Annotated in this window: 18 protein-coding genes; 1 reads left to right on the plus strand and 17 read right to left on the minus strand. The window is 44.0% G+C overall.

Annotated elements, in window-relative coordinates; all coding sequences use genetic code 11:
- Positions 1–46 precede the first annotated feature (46 nt).
- The 17 genes from ytxC to ACSVDE_RS11320 all read right to left on the minus strand — a co-directional run bounded on the left by ytxC (position 47) and on the right by ACSVDE_RS11320 (position 19,206).
- Complete coding sequence (ytxC, locus tag ACSVDE_RS11240) at positions 47–916, minus strand: sporulation protein YtxC (protein WP_439300977.1); 870 nt, start codon at positions 914–916, stop codon at positions 47–49.
- A 98-nt stretch (positions 917–1,014) separates the two neighbouring features.
- Entirely contained in the window at positions 1,015–1,950 is a 936-nt protein-coding gene (dnaI, locus tag ACSVDE_RS11245; protein WP_439300978.1) for a primosomal protein DnaI, read from the minus strand.
- 12 nt (positions 1,951–1,962) lie between these two features.
- Positions 1,963–3,345, minus strand: coding sequence for a replication initiation and membrane attachment family protein (locus ACSVDE_RS11250; protein ID WP_439300979.1), 1,383 nt, complete (start codon positions 3,343–3,345; stop codon positions 1,963–1,965).
- Positions 3,346–3,496: 151 nt separating this feature from the next.
- Complete coding sequence (gene nrdR / locus ACSVDE_RS11255) at positions 3,497–3,958, minus strand: transcriptional regulator NrdR (RefSeq protein WP_439300980.1); 462 nt, start codon at positions 3,956–3,958, stop codon at positions 3,497–3,499.
- 194 nt (positions 3,959–4,152) lie between these two features.
- On the minus strand, positions 4,153–4,533 hold the full coding sequence (gene speD, locus ACSVDE_RS11260) for an adenosylmethionine decarboxylase (RefSeq protein WP_439300981.1): 381 nt from the start codon (positions 4,531–4,533) through the stop codon (positions 4,153–4,155).
- A 596-nt stretch (positions 4,534–5,129) separates the two neighbouring features.
- Complete coding sequence (locus ACSVDE_RS11265; protein ID WP_439300982.1) at positions 5,130–6,173, minus strand: glyceraldehyde-3-phosphate dehydrogenase; 1,044 nt, start codon at positions 6,171–6,173, stop codon at positions 5,130–5,132.
- A 162-nt stretch (positions 6,174–6,335) separates the two neighbouring features.
- Positions 6,336–6,926, minus strand: a complete 591-nt coding sequence (gene coaE, locus ACSVDE_RS11270) for a dephospho-CoA kinase (RefSeq protein WP_439300983.1) — start codon at positions 6,924–6,926, stop codon at positions 6,336–6,338.
- Positions 6,927–6,937: 11 nt separating this feature from the next.
- Positions 6,938–7,582 (minus strand): sporulation membrane protein YtaF, encoded by a 645-nt coding sequence (gene ytaF / locus ACSVDE_RS11275; RefSeq protein WP_439300984.1) that lies wholly within the window; start codon positions 7,580–7,582, stop codon positions 6,938–6,940.
- 85 nt (positions 7,583–7,667) lie between these two features.
- The gene (mutM, locus tag ACSVDE_RS11280; RefSeq protein ID WP_439300985.1) at positions 7,668–8,492 is read right to left on the minus strand and encodes a DNA-formamidopyrimidine glycosylase; all 825 of its coding nucleotides are present in this window, start codon (positions 8,490–8,492) and stop codon (positions 7,668–7,670) included.
- Between the two features lie 37 nt (positions 8,493–8,529).
- The gene (gene polA / locus ACSVDE_RS11285) at positions 8,530–11,166 is read right to left on the minus strand and encodes a DNA polymerase I (protein ID WP_439300986.1); all 2,637 of its coding nucleotides are present in this window, start codon (positions 11,164–11,166) and stop codon (positions 8,530–8,532) included.
- A gap of 547 nt (positions 11,167–11,713) precedes the next feature.
- Positions 11,714–13,438 carry a two-component system histidine kinase PnpS gene (gene pnpS, locus ACSVDE_RS11290; protein ID WP_439300987.1) on the minus strand — a complete coding sequence of 575 codons (1,725 nt, stop codon included), beginning with the start codon at positions 13,436–13,438 and terminating at the stop codon, positions 11,714–11,716.
- A gap of 1 nt (position 13,439) precedes the next feature.
- A complete protein-coding gene (locus ACSVDE_RS11295; RefSeq protein ID WP_439300988.1) occupies positions 13,440–14,150 on the minus strand; it encodes a response regulator transcription factor in 711 nt (236 codons plus the stop codon).
- Between the two features lie 114 nt (positions 14,151–14,264).
- A complete protein-coding gene (locus tag ACSVDE_RS11300; protein ID WP_439300989.1) occupies positions 14,265–14,741 on the minus strand; it encodes a MaoC/PaaZ C-terminal domain-containing protein in 477 nt (158 codons plus the stop codon).
- A gap of 266 nt (positions 14,742–15,007) precedes the next feature.
- Positions 15,008–15,946, minus strand: coding sequence for a malate dehydrogenase (gene mdh, locus ACSVDE_RS11305; protein WP_439300990.1), 939 nt, complete (start codon positions 15,944–15,946; stop codon positions 15,008–15,010).
- 13 nt (positions 15,947–15,959) lie between these two features.
- The gene (icd, locus tag ACSVDE_RS11310) at positions 15,960–17,237 is read right to left on the minus strand and encodes an NADP-dependent isocitrate dehydrogenase (RefSeq protein WP_439300991.1); all 1,278 of its coding nucleotides are present in this window, start codon (positions 17,235–17,237) and stop codon (positions 15,960–15,962) included.
- A 135-nt stretch (positions 17,238–17,372) separates the two neighbouring features.
- On the minus strand, positions 17,373–18,488 hold the full coding sequence (gene citZ / locus ACSVDE_RS11315; protein WP_439300992.1) for a citrate synthase: 1,116 nt from the start codon (positions 18,486–18,488) through the stop codon (positions 17,373–17,375).
- Positions 18,489–18,744: 256 nt separating this feature from the next.
- Complete coding sequence (locus ACSVDE_RS11320; protein WP_439300993.1) at positions 18,745–19,206, minus strand: DUF441 domain-containing protein; 462 nt, start codon at positions 19,204–19,206, stop codon at positions 18,745–18,747.
- Between the two features lie 193 nt (positions 19,207–19,399).
- Here ACSVDE_RS11320 and ytvI point away from each other — a divergent pair, with 193 nt between their 5' ends.
- Entirely contained in the window at positions 19,400–20,518 is a 1,119-nt protein-coding gene (gene ytvI / locus ACSVDE_RS11325) for a sporulation integral membrane protein YtvI (protein ID WP_439300994.1), read from the plus strand.
- Positions 20,519–20,822: the final 304 nt, after the last annotated feature.

Below are 20,822 nucleotides of genomic sequence, written 5' to 3' on the forward strand. Positions count from 1 at the left end.
AGTATTATATTCAGTTCACCAAAGAAAATCAAGCCCATTTTACAGATCATGAATTCTTATGTCGGACTTGGAAAGATTGATGAGGCAAGATGAGTACTTTTTCTTGGAAGATGTTCTGAATCGTCTGGTTCATGGACGAATCCGGATCATCTGTGTAGAGACAAATTTTCGAAGGTGCGATGACAATCAACAACTTCAGTAGATTGGATGCAATCAAATCATGGAAGGACTGTTGGTTTTCCTTCAACAAACCCGTGATATCTTCTTCAGTCAGTTCATAATTGTGCTGGTTGAACAACCGGAACTCATCTCTGTCGTGAATGAGATGTACCATGCTGAACAAAGAGACTCGCGCTTTTACGAATTGCCGTAACTGATGGATGAAATCCTGGTATTCCTGTTCAAGCTTGAACTCGTCGATTCCACATTCAATGTATTCCTGGAGTAGCTCCCGGTAAGGTTTCAATCGAAACTGCAGGAACGATTCATAGGAAAACATCATTTCACAATCAAAAAAGCTTTCCAACGCATCCACAATCACATCTTCCCGGTTGGGCAGACCACGAATTTTAGGAAGGTCCTCATGCTGTCCATCCATCAAAGCTTGGACAATCGATAGGATCTGCTGTTGTTCATCTTCATTTTCAAAGTAATACTGATGCTCTAAAATCCTGAGAATCCATCCGATTTCTCGTGTACGGATAATATGCTTCGCAAAAAAATTCAAAATCGTAGGTTTGACCATTTCACTAACCGGATCCCGAGGATTCATATCAATATTCAGGGCGTGATCTTCCGTATAATAGACCTTTACGGGAGTAGACCGGTTGGATATGCTTCGGTTGCTAATCAACTTTCTGACACGTCTATACAGGTAATGTCCTTCATTCTCATCTAGGAAATAGATCGTAACCAACCTTAATCCTCCTTGTCCACGTTCATTGCTACAATATATGAATGGAAAGGAAGATTATTCTAAAAGAAAAAGACCGCTCAACAGCGGTCTTCCTTTTCCTAAGTCATTCTACGGTTATCCCCGCTCAATTCGACTGGCGTCGTGAAATGGCGGATCCGCTCCATGATCCGTTTTGCTTTCAACTGCTCGATTCCTGCTTTTTGCGAGTAGGCGAGGTGTTCTTCCAGCTCGTCATAATCATAATTCGAAGTATAGCAGGTCGGTAGTTTTTCCATCATCCGATATTGGAGAATAGAGCCGAGCACTTCGTCCCGGACCCAGCTCGACATCGACTCAGCACCGATATCGTCTAGGACGAGGACAGGCGCCTTTTTGATCATGTCCAATTTTTCATCCAATGTTTGATCTCCGATGGCTGACTTCATCTCTCTGAAAAAGTCCGGCGTATACACGAGCATCGTTTGGATCTTTTTCTTGGCAAGGGCATTGGCGATTGCCCCCATCAAATAGGTTTTTCCGACGCCAAAGCTTCCATGAATGTATAAGCCCTTTGAATCGACATCCGGATTCGATACAGATTCCACAAACCTGGCAGCATTCAAGGTCGCTTTTTTCCGTTCCGGATCATTCTTATCGAACTGTTCGAACGTAGCCGAAAGGATATCCCTTGGTATGAAAAAGCTCTTGATCATCGATTGCAGCTTTTCCATTTCATCGTTCGCCACTTTGTTCGGACAGCGATTATAGGAGATGTCGATGATACTCCCGTTGATGAACAGTTCAGGCTCATACCCAGGAATCATGTTCTGACATTGCTTTACGCTCTTACAGCCTTCACAATTCTTCGATCCCTGTACATACTCGAGCAATCTAGGAAGGCTCCGTTCGATCATGTCATTCGTAATTTCGGGATGTTCTTGATGGAATGCTTTCCAATCGGGATGCGACAAGACTTTGCTTTTGACAGCCATCATCTGTTTTTGTACTTTCGTACGATCGGAAAACCCTTGCATTGAGTCAGATATGGATTTCATTTCGCGCACCCCCTATAATCCCTTTAAATATTCTTCTAACCATTTTTCTTCCGATTCGGTTACGTCTTCTTTCTCGTTAGCGGTCTTTTGACCATCCTGTTGTGGTTGTTGGTCATTCATCCACTTCGGCAATTTATCTTTACGGACATTGTTCGTGTTCCGCTGATAGTTTCGGTTCGGAGTCGATTTCTTTTGCTGTTTGTAAGCCTGATAGTTTTGATGCTCCGCCTTGGCAAGAGCCATCGCTTCTCGTACACTCGAAATCTTTTTCCGCTTCCACTGGCTAGCGATCTTCTCGACGTGGCTGTGGATGAGTTTCATATCATTCGTGTTGAGTACATAATCAATCAGCACATTGATGACCCCGACCGGCAGCTTCTGATCAAACATAATCGAATCGATCAAGCGTAAGTCTGCACTTGCAGCTCGTCCACCCTCACTGTATCTTTCCAAGAGCGCTCTCGGAGAAATCGATTCAAACGTCTGAATCATGATATCTTCTGGCGACTGTTCTTTGCGGTCCTCTTGTGCTTTTTGTGGTTCCTGTTTTCGTTCACTGAGGCGTGGCAATTGTCCCGGCTTTTCGATCTTGTACCAACGTTGTACCTCCTGCCGAAGTGCTTTTTCAGTTAGCTCATCGTCCCTGAAATAAGCCTGCTGCACGATACTGCTCATTTCGAGAGGCGTTATTTGATAGATGAATGCCAGCCGGTGGATTGCCTCTCGCATCTTTTCCGTTAAAACTTCAGAAGGAATGATGAAGCTGCTCAAGTCTTTCACGAGTGTGTCAAAGTCAAATTCATCATGAGAAAATCGAGGTGTGTTCCCTTTTTCATCCACTGGATTGTGCACAGCTGTTCCGGTGATTTCGGAATTCAGACCAGCACGGATTTCCGATTGGTGAAGGGAATGGAAAACTTCATTGAAACTTGCTGTCACCTCATCGAACGCTTCGAAACTCTTTTGTTGAGGTAAACAAATGCGCTTCTTGATTTCCAAGTACCGCTCTTTCCCTAAACGTCCATAAAGGTAGACGCTGAGTACATCGTCCTGGAAAAACTCCTCTGGCTTCGGCACTGGCTGCAGTTCATAGAGAAACGCTCGCTCATCATCAACGCTGCTTCGATATGTTTTCAGAAGACCGATCGCTTCAAGCTTTTTTCGTTCTTCGTATATGTGTTGTAGATTCATCTGAGTATGATTCATCAAACTGTGGTGTGATGAGTCCCCTGCAGAAAGTTCTCCAAACAAGGTCATATACAAGCTATATGCTCTGGCACCCACCAATGGTTGATACAAGAGCGTGATCACTTTCAAATCATCAAATTGGATACGGCTTCTGCTGCAAACCTCATATCGATCGACAGGCAGGATTTCCTTCCAATAATTACTCATTAAGCTTCACCTTATCTATCTTAAATAGTGTAAAAGTAAACTTGGCAAAGCCAAGCCTTCTGGCGAGGGCTGAGCCTTAGTTGCCCTAATATTTTAGAAAGTATTTATACTTCCTTTAAGTGAAAAAAAGAGCTTATCGTTGTTAAGCTCTTTACTCGTCCTCTTTTTTTAGAAGTTCTTTCAGTTCATCGATAAATACGTTGATATCCTTAAATTGTCTATAGACGGAAGCAAAACGGACATAGGCGACCTCATCGATATCAGCGAGATGATCCATCACCCGCTCACCGATATCTTTGCTTTGAATCTCAGAAACGCCATCGTTGCGCAAATCCTTTTCAACCGTATTGACCACTTCTTCCAGCCTCTCAAGTGGTACTGGACGCTTTTCACAAGCCTTGATCAATCCTCTCAGGATTTTGTCTCGGTTGAATTCTTCTCGTGTTCCTTCTTTCTTGACGACGACAAGTGGGATCTCCTCAACCGTTTCAAAGGTTGTGAATCGATAATTGCATGCTTCGCATTCCCGTCTGCGGCGAATGGATCGACCGCTATGTACAGGACGTGAGTCGAGCACCCTTGTTCCGTTGTTTTGACAATTTGGACACCTCATAAAAAAACCAACCCCATGATCGATGAACGAATTCTATGATAAAAACGTAAAATTCGCATTCGAGATTAAAAATATACCCTTTCTACCATGATATTAGAAAGGCTGGTGTCTGACAAGCTCTTTTCGTATAGGCGGCTTCAGCTCCATAATAAAAGGGTGTGCTCGATGCACACCCGTTTGCTTGTGTTGTTAAATTAATATGCAGATACTTTCTTCTGTCCTACTTTTACAGGACCCATTCCTCTTGGAAGTTCAAAGTTCTCTTTGGATGTTGCGCCTAACTGTTCTGCAATGTAGTTCGCAGCGACATTAGGGTCTAGATCTCCACACGTGTATACATCGATACTTGCATAACCATGCTCTGGAAAACTGTGTATGGTCAAGTGTGATTCAGATATGATGACGACTCCGCTTACACCATGTGGTGCAAATTTGTGAAAAGCTACCTCTCGGATCTCAGCACCCGACTTTAAAGCAGCTTCAACGAAAAGTTGTTCAACATATGGCATATTGTTCAACTTCTCAGAGTCACATCCCCATAATTCAGAAATCACATGACGTCCCATTGTATCCATTTGCATAGTCCCCCTTTGTTTTAATAATCATGCCTTCAAAAGCATGCGGAAATGGAAATTTACCACGGGGGAAAGTTAGTCCAAAGAGGTCCTAACCCTTTAAGTAGTATCCAGTTCCTAAATTTGCTTATAACTTGAAGTTCACGATGAACAGTATACTTCTTTTCCTACGTTTTTGCAAGAAATATTTTTACATCCTTCACCTCCATATATATGTACCCTTCCACTAGAAAAAGCATTGAAAACATGGACGTTGAACCTATTTTTGAGCCTAAGTTTTTATAGGATTAGAAAACTTCTAGGTTGAGGTCAAGCTGGGCATGGGAATGGGGAATCAGAGGGCGGGGATGTTTGGATTTAGTAGTACAATCGACTCAAAAAGCAAGACATACCTGTATTTCGGCAAAACAAGTATAGATTATGGCAAGATGTTCCTTCATTTTCGAGAGACAAACAGACATTTTGGCAAGAACAACTCCATAATTCGGGAAACTGACCAGAATTGCTTCTAAATTTTGCTCGCTTAACTCATTTTTCATCAAAATAAAAAGGATTGAACCAAAATCGGTTCAATCCTGACCCTTTTCTCGTTTATTTCAAACGGTTCCTAACACACTTTTGTTGTTGGATTCCGCCAATAAGTGTTGTGCAACTTTTTCAGTAAGATCTACGACGCGGCAAGAATAGCCCCACTCGTTATCATACCAAGCAAGTACTTTCACTTTACGACCTTCAATGACCATCGTAGACATCGCATCGATGATGGATGAATTTTCGTTACCGTTGAAGTCGATGGATACAAGTGGATCCGCACAGTATCCAAGAATGCCTTGCATTGAACCTTGCGAAGCACTTTCAAGCGCTTCATTCACACGCTCAACCGATACGTCCACTTTCAAATCGACGACTAAGTCGACAAGGGACACGTTCGGAGTCGGTACGCGAAGTGCCATTCCGTGAAGCTTGCCTTCAAGCTGAGGCATGACTTTTGCGATCGCTTTAGCAGCACCAGTGGAAGTCGGGATGATGGATTGGCCGCATGCACGCGCTCTACGCAAGTCTTTATGTGGGTTATCGATATTCTTTTGGTCGTTCGTATAGGCATGGACAGTCGTCATGACACCGTTTTCAATTCCAAACTGCTCATCTAGTACCTTCACAACAGGTGCAAGGCAGTTTGTTGTGCAGGATGCATTGGAAATGACATCGTGTTGGTCATGCTTGTAAGCGTCATCATTTACGCCCATGACAATCGTAATGTCTTCGTTTTTACCAGGAGCCGTGATGATGACTTTTTTCGCTCCAGCTTCCATGTGATAGCCAGCCGTTTCTTTGGAAGTGAACTTTCCAGTTGCTTCGATGACAATATCGACGTTCATTTCTTTCCATGGAAGTTGCTTAGGATCACGGTTGCTAAGAAGCTTCACTTCTTTACCGTCAACAACGAGCGCATCCTCTTTCGCTTCAACTTCAAGGTCATAAGTGCCATGAATGCTATCGTATTTGACCATATGCGCAAGTGTTTCAGAAGGATAACTTGCATTTATCGCAACGATTTCTAATTGATCATTTTTCATCGCTTTACGGAATACCATTCTTCCGATACGTCCAAATCCATTAATTGCTACTCTAGCTTTCATGATGAGATCCCTCCACTATTAAAGTGCTATACTTTTTTCTGAAAATCTAAAATTAGTATAACATATTGTATGTCAAAGGGAACACTAAATTTAACAAAAAGGAAAAAAAGAGGCCGACGCCCGGCCTCTTTCGTTCAATAAACTGTCATTATTGGGTTCTACCTATAGAATCGCCCATTTTGAGAAGATATGTAACAGCTGTTCTCTGCTCTCTTCAATCGTTCCATTGTTATCGATGATTTCATCTGCCCATTGTCTTTTGTCATCCAACGGAATTTGTGATCCGATACGAGACCGGGCTTCCTCTACTGTAGATTGATCCCTTTCAACCAACCGCTGGAGCTGGGTATCCGAACTTACAAACACAAGCAATGTCTTATCGACCAAGTGGGTCAATTTGCTTTCGAAAAGGAGAGGGATATCTAGCACAACATCCTTATGATGCTTCAGATGTTCATCCTTTTGAGCCATCATCTCTTTACGGACAGCAGGATGGACGATGCCGTTCAGTGTCTTTCGCTTTTCTTCATCGTTGAAAATGATCGCACCTAACTTTTTCCGGTCCAATGTACGGTTCTCGTCCAAAATTTCTTCACCAAAAGCTGCTACAATGTCTTCATATGCTTTTTCACCCGGCAAGACGACCTGCCGGGCGATCTGATCAGCATCTACTACAGGGATATCAAGCGATTGAATCATGCCTGAAACTGTACTCTTTCCGCTCGCAATCCCACCTGTCAATCCTACAATCAAACGTAAACACCTCACAATTTAAAAAAACCTAACACGATCAACATGATCCCTGGCAAAAAGCTGAAAAAACGCATGGTCGGTAAATTCGAAAGGATCTTTCCAACCTTCATGCCGGTAACGAGGAACATCGCACTCATCGTTGATACGAACAACGCGGTCTGCAGATGTGGAAATCCGAGCAAGGACGCACCGAGACCTGCTGCGAACGAATCCAATGAAAGGGCAAGCCCGAGCAACAAAGCTTCCAGTCCGGTAATCGTCCCGGAACGGTCGATATCCGCTGCATCCGGCGTCCTCAATATTTGGATGACGATCCCAAGTGAACGGATTTCCATGTTCCAGATGTACATCGAGTCAGCATCTGATTTCTTATCTGGTCGTTCCTCATTTTTCTTGAAAAATTGCCATAGGACGTAGAATCCTAAGCTGATTAACAATACACCGCCGATTTTCTCTGCGATGGCGGGAGATAAAAATGTACTGATGATGGATCCCAGGTTCATTGCTGCAAGCAGCATCATGGCAGAGCAAACCGCAATCAATATGATGGAGAATACTGTGATCTTCATCCGTCGAACGCCATAGGTGACACCGACGCCGAAACTGTCCATGCTGACAGCGATCGTTAACATCAAGAGAGCTACCCATCCTGTCACTTCTATACATCCTCCCCGAAATAACACTAGGATAGTATATGGCTGGGGCCCATCCGACGTACGCCGAATTCAGCATTTTATGATGTTACTTTTGACAGTTCGGACAGATATGAGTCCCTCTGCCTCCGACAACAATCCGTTCAATCTCACGACCGCAGTTCACACAAGGTTCTCCTTTTCTTGCATAGACGGCAAGCTTTTGCTGGAACATGCCCATGTCCCCTTGAGAGTTCACATACGATCGGATCGTACTACCTCCCTGGTCGACCGCTTCTTGTAGAGTGGCTACAATTGCCTGATGCAATTCCATCACTTGCTTTTTGCTCAAAGTTTTAGCGATCGTTTCGGGGTGAAGACCGATCCGGAATAGCGCTTCATCCACATAAATGTTGCCGAGCCCGACGAGTACTGCTTGATCGAGCAATGCTGGCTTGATTTTCCGTGATGTTTTCTGCAGCTTTTCCCAAAGCTCATCCGGATCGAACGCACCGTCCAATGGCTCAGGACCGAGTTGGACGAGCGGCTTATTCAATTCTTCCTCACCAATCGAATAAGCGTGCATGGTCCCGAACTTTCGAACGTCCCGATACCAGAGCTTCGATCCATCTGTAAAATGGAAGATCACATGGGTATGCTTATCCGGTTCCTCATCCCCTTCTACGTATACGTATCGTCCTTCCATTCGAAGGTGGGAAACAAGAACCACATCATCCAGTAAAATTTTCAGGAACTTACCACGACGGCCGATCGAATTGATTGTCTGACCTGAAAGGAGTGCATTGAACTCCTTCAGATCATCCGGATGTTTGACGATTTTGGGCCAACTGACGGTAACCTCTTCAATCGTTTTACCAAGCACGAGGTTTTCTAATGTTCTTCTGACGGTTTCAACTTCAGGTAATTCAGGCATTTCTGATTCTCCTTCATCCAACAACAGCTATCCAACTTTATTTGGAATCGTACCAGGTGTCTCCGTATGAGTAATCGACTTTCAATGGAACATCCAATTGAATGGCGTGCTCCATGACGTCTGGGACGATTTTTTCCAGCTTTTCGATTTCATCTTTTGGTGCTTCAAAGATCAATTCATCGTGTACTTGAAGCAGCATTCTCGTTTGTAGTTTCTCTTTTTCCAGACGCTTCGCCATCTCGACCATCGCTTTTTTGATGATATCGGCAGCCGACCCTTGGATCGGTGTGTTCATGGCGGTTCGTTCAGCAAAACTTCTCAGGTTGAAGTTACGGCTCGTAATCTCAGGCAGGTATCGACGTCGGTTCAACATCGTCGTGACGTACCCTTCCCGTTTCGCTTGCTGTACGATATCGTCCATGTACTGCTTGACACCAGGGAAGCTCTCCAAGTAACGCTCAATGAACTCTCCTGCTTCTTTACGTGTGATCCCGAGACTTTGCGACAGACCATAATCACTAATTCCGTATACGATTCCGAAATTGACTGCTTTCGCCTGTCTACGCATATCGGACGTCACTTCATCCTTATCGACATGGAAAACATCCATTGCTGTTTTCGTATGGACATCTTCTTCATTGTTGAACGCTTCCATCATTTTCTCGTCCTGTGCGATATGGGCGAGCACTCTCAGCTCGATTTGAGAATAATCTGCTGCGAAAATGACCCAATCCTTTTCAGACGGGATGAACGCTTGACGGATCTTACGTCCTGCTTCCAATCGGATCGGAATGTTCTGCAGGTTCGGATCGATCGAACTCAAACGGCCAGTTTGGGCTAGCGCTTGATTGAATCGAGTATGGATCTTTTCCGTATCACGACGGACGACCTTCAATAAGCCTTCAACATATGTTGAGTTCAATTTTCCTAACTGACGGTAGTAGAGGATTTCCTCGATGATTTCGTGCTTGTCCTTCAGCTTCTCCAAAACATCAGCTGAGGTGGAGTAGCCGGTTTTCGTTTTCTTGACTACAGGTAGCTGCAATTTCTCGAACAACACTTCTCCCAATTGTTTCGGAGAGTTGATGTTGAATTCAGTTCCAGCGAGTTTATAAATTTTACTCTCAATGTCTTTGAGCTGTTCGTTCAGGTCTTTGCCCATCTTTTCGAGGCGATCGACATCCACTTGTACACCTTGCTCCTCCATCTCACCCAATACGATGGAAAGCGGCATCTCAAGGTCATAGAAAAGTGTCTCTAGCTCATTTTTTTTCAAGCTCTCTTGTAACTGCGGCACAATCTCACGTAAAACGTGGGCTTTGCGTACGATGTGCTCGCTCAACGCATCCTGTTCAGGTACCTTTTGTTTCGCACCTTTTCCATAGACCGTCTCATTGCTGGAAACCCCCTTCACTCCCAAGCGGTTGGCAATAGAGGCGATATCGTGAGACGAATCAGATGGATTCAACAAGTAACTTGCGATGAGTGCATCGAATTTCACACCGTTCAGCTTGGTGCCTTTCCACGCAAGGGATACTGTCGCTTGTTTCGCATCTGGTAGATATTTGACGACCGATTCATCTTCAAGCCACTCCTTAAGGGCTTCAGACTCAAGAGCCACTTCAGTCGGAATGAAATACTTCCCTTTTTCAGAAACGATACCTACCCCGAGGATGTCTCCGTTATGATAGTTTTCCTCGAGACATTCGACGACGACAGCAGCTTCAGAGCCGAAGTCTGCATCCTTTACTTCCTCGAGGATTTCATAGTCGATGTCTTCGGTCGGCGTATCCGCTTCTTCAGCCGCTTCACTGTCTACCCGTTCCAGCAAGGAGTTAAATCCAAGTTCTTTAAATAACTCGATCACCTTTGCTGACACTTCGTTTTTGTATCCGCACTTGTCCAGTTCCACGTCAATCGGCGCATCCACTTCAATTGTCGCTAGCTGCTTGCTCATTTCTGCCTGGTCTTTATGTTCCTCAAGCTTCTCTTTTAACTTTTTACCGGACACTTGGTCGATGGATTCGAGCACATTCTCGACCGTTCCAAATTCTTTTAGAAGCTTGATCGCTGTTTTCTCACCGACTCCAGGTACGCCTGGGATGTTGTCCGAGCTATCCCCCATGAGTCCTTTCATATCGATGATCTGTTCAGGCTTCAATCCGTAGCGCTCTTCCACAAGATCGAGGTCATATGTATCAACATCAGAGATTCCTTTTCTCGTGAGGGCGACTTTTACATGATCATCTACCAGTTGTAAAAGGTCCTTGTCACCCGTGATGACTTTGACTTCCCATTCCTTGGAGTCCGTATGCTTGGACAACGTCCCGATAATGTCATCCGCTTCATAATTTTCTAGTTGATAGCGCTTGATTTCAAACGCATCGAGCAGCTCGCGAATCAGCGGGAACTGTTCCGAAAGCTCGGGTGGTGTCTTTTGGCGTCCGCCTTTATATTCTCCGTACGTTTTATGGCGGAATGTCGTTTTACCAGCGTCAAAAGCGACCAAGATGTGGCTCGGCGCTTCGTCTTCAAGTACTTTCAACAACATGGTCGTGAATCCGTACACCGCGTTCGTGTACACACCTTTGTCATTGTTCAAGAGCGGTAATGCGAAGAACGCGCGATATGCAATACTATTTCCATCAATTAAAACGAGTTTCTTTTTGCCCATTCCATTTCCTCCTCGTTAAACACTAGCTACATTTTATCATGTTTACATTTAGAAGGGAAAAATGCACAACAGTGCGTTGAACTTCTCGCTGAGGAGCTTCAGATGTGATAGTGGGGCGTAGTAAGAAAGACTCGAATAACAAAACATATGCTGGTTTTTGCAAAACGGTTTGCTTTTTTTCTAAAACGAGGGGCAATTTTTGTAAAACATCACACTAATTTTGTAAAACTAAGCACAGTTTTTCCAAGACCGACCACCAAATTGGATACTTTCACTATAAAAACACTCCCAAAATGCCCTCATCAGTCCTGTATTTTTCATAAAGCAAATAAAATCATACTAAAAAACTTAAATATGAGTGAGATTGGCTAAAAAATGCACCCAATCTCATCTATAGTGGAATTCGGTTAAATAAACGCAAAAAAATGACGAGAGCGGTGTGTGCTCTCGTCCCATAATTAGGGGATCCTTTGAAAAGGATTTTACAATACAAACGTAGCATCCTTTTGTGAAGACCCCGTGTCATTCATGTAAAAATATCGTAAATTCATGTCGTCTTCTCTTTGGAAAAGCTCAGTTTGAAGGTCGTTCCTTCGTTCTTCTTACTTGTCACCTGGATCGTCCCTTTATGTGCTTCAACAAGATGCTTGACGATCGCCAAGCCTAGTCCGGTTCCACCGGAGTTCCGGCTTCTCGCCTTGTCGACTCGATAGAAACGTTCAAAGATCCTCGGAACCTCTTCCTCACTGATCCCGATTCCGGTATCGCGTACTTCAAGCTCGACTTCATCCCCTGCATCACGGCCGGTAATCCACACTTTACCGCCATTCGGCGTGTAGGATAGAGCGTTGTTGATCAGATTGATCAGAATCTGTTTCAACCTTGCTGCATCCCCCTCCATTTGGAGGTCTCCTGAAATCTCGACATTCATATCGATTTCTTTTTCATTGGAGCGAGATTCGAGCAACGTAGTCACATCATCGACGATGACTGCCAGATCGACATTTTGCCAATGTAACTTGAAGTTGGATTGTTCCATTTTCGTAAAATCAAGCAAATCCTGGATCAAATTTTGAAGACGATCGCTTTCTTTCCAGATGATCGTCAGGAATTTGTGCCGTAGTTCAACATTTTCCATTGCACCGTCCAACAGCGTTTCTGCGAACCCTTTTAACGATGTAACGGGTGTGCGAAGTTCATGCGAGACGTTCGCAACAAAGTCTTTCCTCATCTGCTCCAGATGTTTCAGCTCAGTAATGTCATGGAACACGAGCACAATGCCTTTGATCTTATCCTGGAACCCAAGAATCGGAACACATGTGATGTGGAAATGTTTCCGCTCGATGCCGATCGGAATGGATACTTGTTTTCGTACCGTGGCTTCTGTAAGGAACGTCTCTTCGACAAGGTCGATGACATCCTGGTTCGGCATGATGTCATAGTACAATGTCTCTTTCGGAACTTCCTTCTCTACATCAAAAATCGAACAATAGGTGCGGTTCACTAGATTGACATAGCCTAATGAATCAATCAACAGCAATCCACTATCCATGTTGTTGATGACGGTTTTCATCCGTTCTTGCTCCGCTTCACGAAGCTCTGTGATCTGTTCGAGGTTTCGGGCGAGCACATTCAAGGAGTGGTTCAGTTCACCCGTTTCCCTCAACTGATATTCGTGACTTCGAGCATTGAAATTTCCCTGTGCAAGCTCTTTGGCTACTCTCATCGCATCATCTACTGGCTTCGCAAGTTTACCAGTCAGACGGAATGTAACGTAGATCAGCAGCAGGAAGCTAAGCAAGATGGCAATCAAAATCGGAAACCAGGCACTCTGCAATTCGTTTTCATAGTCTCTTTTATCCAAGGTTATGACGAGGTAGTCCGTCGAACGGTTGTCCAACGTCATCGGCTTGACGAAATTGACCTGATCATCCCGGTTGATGCGCTGCGTGTTCTCCGTTCTATGTCGTAAGCTCTGCAGCATTCTTTCAGGTGGGTCCTGTAAAGTGGTGGCAGTAATCTTCCCACCTGCTGTAACATAGCTGAGGTTGCCATCTATACTTGTGTTGTAATTTTCAAGAATCGGTTCCAGATTTCTTTCATCAGACAGAATTGCGTAGGATACCAAGTCCAGCTGCTTTGAATAGGAGTTGAACATTTTACGTTCCATGTTGCCGATTGAAAGGTTCGCAATGGCAATCCCAAGCAAAAGGAAGATACCGCTCGTAAAGATGACGAAAGAATTCAAGATTCTTCCACGGAAGTTTTCCATTTTACTGAGGTCCGTCCAGTTTATATCCTAATCCACGGATCGTTTTGATGTAGATTGGCTTCCTGGTATTCTGTTCAATCTTTTCACGTAAGTGGCTGATATGCACATCTACGATACGGGTATCCCCGACAAAATCGTAATCCCAGATTGCATTGAGCAGTTGTTCACGGGATAAGACGCGTCCCTTGTTTTTAACGAGATAGACGAGCAATTCGAATTCCTTAGGGGTGAGATCAAGAGCTTCACCTTCGAAGAAAGCTTCATAGTTTTCAGGATAGACTTTCAAATCACCTACGACCATTGCTTCTAGATCCGATTGAGTTTGAGCGGTTGAAGCATTATACTCGCTTCTTCTCAAGATCGCTTTCACACGAGCAACCACTTCCCTTGGACTGAATGGCTTCGTCATATAGTCATCCGCACCAAGCTCAAGTCCTAACACTTTATCGAATTCATCATCTTTAGCTGTGAGCATCAAGATCGGGATCAAGTGCTGAGATTGGCGGAGGTTTTTACATACATCCAATCCGTCCATTTCCGGAAGCATCAGGTCAAGTACGATCAAATCTGGATTTTCTTCTTGTGCGAGTTTTAATCCGGATGCGCCATCCATGGCTGTCAGCACATTGAATCCAGCTTGTTCCAGGTTGAACTGTAATAGTGTGTTAATTGATTCTTCGTCTTCGATTACTAAGATCTTTTTATCTTTCATCGCTGTTTCACCCCGTGTAGGAACTATTATTCGCTTTTATTTTCACATAACCGGATTAAAAAAAAAACAAAAAAGACGGAAACGTCTCTTTTGTTACATAATCTTTACATTAAATTAAAAATTATCAAAAGTTCTTGCGGTGATGGATCTTGGTGCATAAGGCGGGCACACGTCCATTTCGCCTTCCAGGATCGTATCGTTTTCTTCGTCATAACCTTTGATGCCGACTGTAACCATGTGGTTCTCTGAATCGACGTTGGTTACTTCAAAGTTCAATGTAATTGTTGCATAATGATAGACCGGCTTTGGAAAAGACAAAGTCTGTTTCAAAATTGAGCTTCCTGGTCCGGGCAAATACTTACTTACTGCTGAAGTTACAATTCCTGTCAACATGATCTGTGGCACCACCGGTTTTTTGAATGGTGTCAGTGAAGCATAGTCATGTTGGATATATAAAGGATTGTTGTCATCCGTCAAACCAAGATATAAGAGAAGATCCTTGTCCTCGATCGTTTCTGTGATTTCGAGTTTTTCCCCAACATTGATTTCATCGATCTTTCTTCCAAGCTTTCGTTTTTTCCCTAGTAACATGTCAGTTCCCTCCTCTAGAAGTAAGCGGTTACAAATCTCTGAAAAGAAAATGCCAGATGAGTAGAAACATTCTGACATTCACGTATAAAGAAAACTTAGCGAAGCCAAGCGAAGTGCAGGCCGAGCCTTAGTTGCACTTATACTGGATTCGTAAACTTTTCAACCAGGTAGGATAATCATCCCTGATGAAAAGTTATAAAATATCCATGTATATAAGAAAGAATTCGAGAAATATTCCCGAATTCCTCCTTTTCATTGTTCCAATTTTAAGCTAAAACATTCATGACATTGCGCACGGACTCTGCAGACTTGTCTAGTTGAGCCTTTTCATCATCCGTCAACTCAAGTTCGATGATTTCTTCTAGGCCGTTTCCGCCGAGGATCGTCGGAACACCTAGACAGATTCCATTGTATCCGTACTCACCTTCCAGATAAGCGATCGATGGAAGGACGCGTCGCTGGTCTTTGAGAATCGCTTCAACCATCTCAACGAGTGAAGCAGCTGGTGCATAATAAGCACTACCATTCCCTAGTAGACCAACAATTTCTCCGCCACCTTTTCGCGTACGTTCGACAATCGCGTCAAGACGCTCTTTGCTGATGAGCTTGTCGAGCGGGATGCCTCCAGCGTTGGAGTAACGGATCAACGGTACCATATCGTCTCCATGTCCACCAAGAACGAATCCTCTGATATCTTTGACAGAAAGGTTCAATTCTTGTGCAACAAACGTACAGAAACGAGCAGTATCCAGGATTCCTGATTGACCGATTACACGGTTTTTCGGGAAACCAGATTCTTGCATTACGGTGTACGTCATCGCATCAACCGGGTTGGTCAATACGATAATCGTGCAGTCCGGAGAATGCTTCACGATTTCTTTCGTGACATTCTTCATGATTTTTGCATTGGTGTTAACGAGGTCATCACGGCTCATACCAGGCTTACGAGCGATACCAGCAGTAATCACGACAATATCGGAGTTTGCTGTATCTTCGTAATTGGAAGTACCGATGATGTTGGAGTCAAACCCTTGTACAGGACTCGCTTCCAGCATATCAAGAGCTTTCCCCTTCGTCGGATCTTCCATGTCCGGGATATCCACTAACACGACATCACCAAGTTCCTTTTGACCTGCAATGAAAGCTGTCGTAGCACCAGTGAAACCAGCACCGATTACGGAAATCTTATTACGCCTGTTTGCCATGTATGATTCCTCCTTAGCCCATATTTTTAATTAATTCGTCACCGAACTCAGAACATTTCACTACTGTAGCACCGTCCATCAGACGAGCGAAGTCATATGTTACAACCTTGCTAGCAATTGTTTTCTCCATTGCTTTCGTTACAAGTTGAGCAGCCTCTGTCCAACCAATATGCTCAAGCATCAATACGCCTGAAAGGATGACAGATGAAGGGTTCACTTTGTCAAGACCAGCATACTTAGGAGCTGTTCCGTGTGTCGCTTCAAAGATCGCGTGACCCGTTTCATAGTTGATGTTCGCTCCAGGAGCGATTCCGATTCCACCAACCTGTGCAGCAAGTGCATCAGATACGTAGTCACCGTTCAAGTTCATTGTTGCAACAACATCGAACTCTGCTGGACGTGTAAGGATTTGTTGAAGGAAGATGTCCGCGATGGAATCTTTAATGATGATTTTACCTTCAGCTTCAGCATCTGCTTGAGCTTTGTTTGCTGCATCTTTACCGTCTTTCTCAACGATGCGGTCATATTCTGCCCAAGTGAATACTTTGTCGCCGTATTCCTCTTCAGCAACTTCGTAACCCCAGTTCTTGAAAGCACCTTCAGTGAACTTCATGATGTTTCCTTTGTGGACAAGCGTTACGCTCTTTCGACCTTCAGTAAGTGCATACTCGATTGCAGCACGTACAAGACGCTTCGTACCTTCTTCAGAAACTGGCTTGATTCCGATTCCAGAAGTTTCAGGGAAACGGATTTTGTTTGCGCCCATTTCCTCTTGAAGGAATTGGATGACTTTCTTCACTTCGTCAGAACCTTTTGCATACTCGATTCCAGCGTAGATGTCTTCAGTGTTCTCACGGAAGATGACCATGTCCGTGTCTTCCGGCTTTTTAAGTGGAGAAGGAACACCAGTGAAGTAGCGCACTGGACGCAAGCAAGTGAATAGATCCAATTCTTGACGCAATGCAACGTTCAAGGAACGGATTCCTCCACCTACTGGAGTCGTCAATGGCCCTTTGATCGCTAGTATGTACTCACGAATGACATCTAGCGTTTCAGCAGGTAGCCATTCTCCTGTTTTGTCGTACGCTTTTTGACCAGCAAGGACTTCTTTCCACACAATACCCTTTTCACCGTTGTACGCTTTTTCTACAGCTGCTTCCAATACTTTAGACGCTGCTGCCCAGATATCTGGTCCGATTCCGTCTCCTTCGATGAATGGGATGATCGGATTGTTAGGTACATTCAAATTACCGTTATCTACTGTAATACGTTCTCCGTTTGCCAAGTTCATTACCTCCTGATCGAAATGTTTTTCGTTTTTATCGTATCAAAAAAGACATGGTTAACCCATGAAAGTGCATTTGGAAAGTCTTGCACGTTCATACAAGACCTTTCCAACACTTCCTATTCGCTTTGTGATTCAATGTTAGCGGTTTTCAATCGCTACATATTTTTGCATGTCCGGTCCAATGTACTCTGCACGTGGACGAATCAGACGGTTGTTGTCATATTGTTCGAGAATGTGTGCCAACCAACCGGATACACGGCTCATCGCAAAAATTGGTGTGAACAAGTCATGCTTCAACCCTAAGCTGTGGTAGACCGAAGCAGAATAGAAGTCGACGTTCGGCAATAGACCTTTTTCATTCGTCATCAACTCATCCAACTTAACGGACATTTCGTACCACTTCGTTTCACCTGTCGTGTGCGTCAACTGCTTGGACATTTCACGAAGGTGTTTTGCACGTGGGTCTCCATCTTTATACACACGGTGTCCGAAGCCCATGATCTTCTCTTTGCGCTCAAGAGCACCTTTTAAGTATTCTTCTACATTTTCTGGATCTCCGATTTCAGAGAGCATACTCATAACACGTTCATTTGCACCACCGTGAAGTGGTCCTTTCAATGCTCCGATTGCTGCTGTTACACCAGAGTACACGTCAGAAAGCGTCGCAACACATACACGAGCTGTGAAAGTAGACGCATTCAATTCATGGTCTGCGTGAAGCACCAATGCTTTGTTGAAAGCTTTCTCTGAAATTTCATCTGGCTCTTCACCGTTCAACATGTATAAGAAGTTCGCAGCATAGCTGAGATCTTCCTTCGGTTCGATGATTTCCAAGCCATCACGTAAGCGTGAAAACGCTGCAACGATACTCGCAAGTTTTGCCTGAAGACGGATCGCTTTTGTGAAATTCGCTTCCTCATTCATATCATCCGCTTCTTCATCATATAAACCTAGTGAAGAAACCGCTGTTCTTACAGCTGCCATCGGATGGATATTATCTAGCGGGAAGCTCTTGATCATGTCCAGAACTTGCTTAGGCAATGCATAGTGCTTGGACAATTCAGCCTTGAATCCATCTAGTTCCTTTTGGTTCGGTAACTTACCATACCATAATAAATATACAACCTCTTCAAAACTTGCATAATCAGCAAGATCGTCAATGTTGTAGCCTCGATAAGTCAATACACCATCAATGATGGAGCTTACCGATGAAGTTGTTGCTACAATTCCTTCTAAACCTCTCGTTGCGGTCATGGCTCTCTCTCCTTTAAAAAATGATTTTTTGTCTGTTCTCTAAATACATTAAAGTGTTGTCCCATTCAATGACGCATTTTTAGTACGCCGAGCAGACACTCACTTCAGTATCAGAAAGAAAATGCTTACAATTGTAAACACATTTATTAAGGAAGGATAAAACACATACAGTACAATTATAAACAATTTTCGAAACTTTGTGAACGCCTAAGGCTCAAAAACCTTAATATATCAACGAAATCCGACAGTAAAACCATCAAGTGATAAAATGCACCACCTTCATTACCATATACGCAATTCCTGCTCCAATCAAGGGGCCGACCGCAATTCCGTTGAATAAACTGACCGCGAGGATCGTCCCGAACACCAACGCAGTGGTAATATGAGGGTCTTCTTTCAACAAATCGATTCCGCTCGCTGCAATCAGCGCGACCGCGATTCCAGAACCGAGCGCGACCCATGCGTAGGAGGATTTCATCGCTTCTCCTAACTGTTTGAATCCGATGTCCCCTGTCGCAATCGGGACCAGAACGGCAATCGTGATGATGGTCACGCCCCAGTTGATGCCTTTCTTTTGTATGTAAGGAAAAACTTTATCGCCAAGTCCGGTCCACTTCAGCACGAGCAGGAATATGACTGCGAACAATAACGATTTGTTCTTCGCCCAAAGAGCGATCGCAAGTAGAACGAGTAAAAATAATGAGGCCTGGTTCAACATCCTTTTCTGTCTTCCTTTCTATTTTTCTTATGTAAAATGTAGTGCATTCCAGTTCCTGGTTTGGGAAAAGCTCGATTCGGCGAGACTGATAGCACAATAACGGCCGAAATCTCCATTGAATCTTATTATCTGAAAATGTAAAATAATACTATTCCAAAGGGTATCTTGCCCTTCTCGAAAGGATCGGTTGCAATTGAATCTCCATTACGTACATAGCTTTTTACGATTTTTACTAGTCGTAGCCATTGTTGTCTTATCATTCTTCGCACTCATTTATGCAGCGAAAGTCACTTATCCATTCATCATTGCATTCTTTTTAGCGTTGATCATCAACCCGCTTGTCAACCTATTGGAACGGAAAGCGAAAATGCCAAGAGGATTAGCGGTAACCATTGTCTTATTCCTCCTGATCGGAATTGTCGCTGGTTTCTTGACGCTTGTCATCAGTGAGATGATATCAGGCTTCGGCTACCTTGCAGAAGTCATACCGCAACACACTCAAATTCTCGTTCAATATGCACAGACCTATTTTACACAACAAATTCTACCTGTCTATTATGATCTTCTGGCGATGTTCAAAAATCTCGATCCTTCCCAGAGGGAGACGGTCGTCGGCAACATCCAATCCGTCGGTCAGAACATCACGGAAAATGTAAAAGATTTTGTTCAGTCCGTGTTGAGAGGTTTGCAAAACTTCCTACTTAGCTTGCCTAATGTTGTCACGGTTATGATTTTTTCCTTATTAGCGACTTTTTTCATCAGCAAGGATTGGTACCGTTTCAAAGGCTGGATTGAGAAACGCACGCCTGAACGTACGGTTGAAAGCGGACGTAGTGTGTACAATGAACTTCGTAAAGCGCTTGTCGGTTTTGTAAAAGCACAATTGACCCTCATCTCCATTACAGCTGCCATTGTGCTGGTCGGTTTACTGATATTGAGGGTTGACTACGCGATTACGATCGCAATCTTGACTGGACTCGTCGATCTCCTGCCATATTTGGGCACAGGAGCGGTATTTGTCCCTTGGATCATCTACAGCTTCATCATGGAGGAATACACACTGAGCATCGGTCTCTCGATCTTATATGGCGTTGTCATCATCCAACGACAGGTGATGGAGCCGAAGATCTTGTCCAGCAGCATTGGACTTGACCCATTAGCTACCTTAATCTCTTTGTTCGTCGGGTTCAAGTTATTCGGCTTCCTTGGACTGATCATCGGACCGGTCACTCTGGTCGTGTTCCGCGCGTTGAGCCAAGCGCACGTATTCAGTGACCTTTGGAAATTCATCACTGGGAAAAAAGCAGCATAGTAAGTTGTGTGAGAACAGGCAGACCGGTTTGCGCCGGCTGCCTGTTTTTTGTTGATTTCGGGTTCTTTGTGAGATGGAGGACTGTGTATGGTATCTATGAGTGCATGAGATCGATGAAGTCACGAGATCGTGCACTCATAGGGTTGTTTATTGTCCTTCAAATCGCTGAAATTCCATAATGGAGGACACAAAGGGCCGTTTACTGTCTTTCAAATTGCTATAAACCCAAAATGGAGGACACTAAGAGCTTTTTAGTGTCCTCCAAATCTCTATAATCCCAAAATGGAGGACACAAAGAAAGATT

This window comes from Pseudalkalibacillus sp. Hm43, from assembly GCF_051842935.1.
GTDB lineage: Bacteria > Bacillota > Bacilli > Bacillales > Fictibacillaceae > Pseudalkalibacillus.

Excerpts from the sequence above, each read along its gene's own strand:
- dnaI (WP_439300978.1), bottom strand. The coding sequence starts at position 1,950 with ATGAAATCCATATCTGACTCAATGCAAGGGTTTTCCGATCGTACGAAA.
- ACSVDE_RS11250 (WP_439300979.1), bottom strand. The coding sequence starts at position 3,345 with ATGAGTAATTATTGGAAGGAAATCCTGCCTGTCGATCGATATGAGGTT.
- nrdR (WP_439300980.1), bottom strand. The coding sequence starts at position 3,958 with ATGAGGTGTCCAAATTGTCAAAACAACGGAACAAGGGTGCTCGACTCA.
- speD (WP_439300981.1), bottom strand. The coding sequence starts at position 4,533 with ATGGATACAATGGGACGTCATGTGATTTCTGAATTATGGGGATGTGAC.
- ACSVDE_RS11265 (WP_439300982.1), bottom strand. The coding sequence starts at position 6,173 with ATGAAAGCTAGAGTAGCAATTAATGGATTTGGACGTATCGGAAGAATG.
- mutM (WP_439300985.1), bottom strand. The coding sequence starts at position 8,492 with ATGCCTGAATTACCTGAAGTTGAAACCGTCAGAAGAACATTAGAAAAC.
- polA (WP_439300986.1), bottom strand. The coding sequence starts at position 11,166 with ATGGGCAAAAAGAAACTCGTTTTAATTGATGGAAATAGTATTGCATAT.
- pnpS (WP_439300987.1), bottom strand. The coding sequence starts at position 13,438 with ATGGAAAACTTCCGTGGAAGAATCTTGAATTCTTTCGTCATCTTTACG.
- ACSVDE_RS11295 (WP_439300988.1), bottom strand. The coding sequence starts at position 14,150 with ATGAAAGATAAAAAGATCTTAGTAATCGAAGACGAAGAATCAATTAAC.
- ACSVDE_RS11300 (WP_439300989.1), bottom strand. The coding sequence starts at position 14,741 with ATGTTACTAGGGAAAAAACGAAAGCTTGGAAGAAAGATCGATGAAATC.
- mdh (WP_439300990.1), bottom strand. The coding sequence starts at position 15,946 with ATGGCAAACAGGCGTAATAAGATTTCCGTAATCGGTGCTGGTTTCACT.
- icd (WP_439300991.1), bottom strand. The coding sequence starts at position 17,237 with ATGAACTTGGCAAACGGAGAACGTATTACAGTAGATAACGGTAATTTG.
- citZ (WP_439300992.1), bottom strand. The coding sequence starts at position 18,488 with ATGACCGCAACGAGAGGTTTAGAAGGAATTGTAGCAACAACTTCATCG.
- ACSVDE_RS11320 (WP_439300993.1), bottom strand. The coding sequence starts at position 19,206 with ATGTTGAACCAGGCCTCATTATTTTTACTCGTTCTACTTGCGATCGCT.